Origin of the sequence: Starkeya nomas (assembly GCF_902703545.1) — a bacterium.
Classification (GTDB): domain Bacteria; phylum Pseudomonadota; class Alphaproteobacteria; order Rhizobiales; family Xanthobacteraceae; genus Ancylobacter; species Ancylobacter moscoviensis.
Map to the genome: position 1 here is coordinate 1 of NZ_CACSAS010000036.1, position 888 is coordinate 888.

At 70.0% G+C, this 888-nt stretch carries 2 protein-coding genes; both read left to right on the top strand.

Features of this window, described 5'->3' with window-relative positions; all coding sequences use genetic code 11:
- Window positions 1–195: helix-turn-helix domain-containing protein (locus tag STARVERO_RS22740; RefSeq protein WP_422802186.1), on the top strand; the 195-nt coding region annotated here is incomplete at its 5' end.
- Window positions 196–319: 124 nt separating this feature from the next.
- On the top strand, window positions 320–888 hold a 569-nt coding region (locus STARVERO_RS22745; RefSeq protein ID WP_422802187.1), incomplete at its 3' end, for a glycoside hydrolase family 19 protein.

The following is an 888-nucleotide window of genomic DNA, read 5'->3' on the forward strand; positions in this document are numbered from 1 at the left end:
GAGAACACGGCGCGCGGCGTCGAGATCGACATGCCCCGCGGGCCCACCGGCACGCTCGCCCAGGCGCGCCGGCGCATGGCCGAGGCGCTGGAGCAAGGGGCCACCGCTGACGCCGCCGCCCGCGCCTCGGGACTGACGCGGCGCACCGCCTACCGGATGCGGAAGAAGGACCCGCGGCAACTGCCCTTGCTCTGAGCCGCCGGCGCGGAGATGATGCCTCCGCTTCGCGCCTCCCGGCACCGCCTCGGTGACAGATGTCACCGGCATTTCGGGCCCGGCACATGGGCACCTTCGGCTCCATCCCAAACTGGAGTCGGCCATGGATACCGGTGCCCGCGCCATCCTCGTCATCCGCAAGCTCGCGCCTCGTGCGCATCAGGCGATCCTGACGGCGCTGGCCGATCAGACCGCGCTCAATGTCGCCGGCATCACCTCGTCGCTGCGGCTCGCCCACTTCCTCGCGCAGATCGCCGTCGAGACGGGCGGTTTCACGAAGCTCCGGGAGAGCGGCAACTATTCCGCCAAGCGCATCGCGCAGGTCTTCGGCGTCGGCAAGCACTCGGCCGCCGTTACCGCGGCTGAAGCGAAGAAGCTCGCGGGAAACGAGAAGGCGCTGTTCGAGCGCGTCTATGGGCTCGGCAACCCGAAGAAGGCGAAAGAGCTCGGTAATACCCGCCCGGGCGATGGCTGGCGCTTTCGAGGCGGAGGCGCCCTGCAGAGCACGGGCGGCACCGCCTATCGGCGCATCGGCCTCTACGACAGCCCGAGCCTGATCGAGACGGCCGGCTACTGCCTGCGCGGCGCGCTGGATCACTGGAGCCGAACCGGCTGCAACCACCTCGCCGACATCAACGACATCCGGGCGATCACGGAGCGCGTCAACGGCGG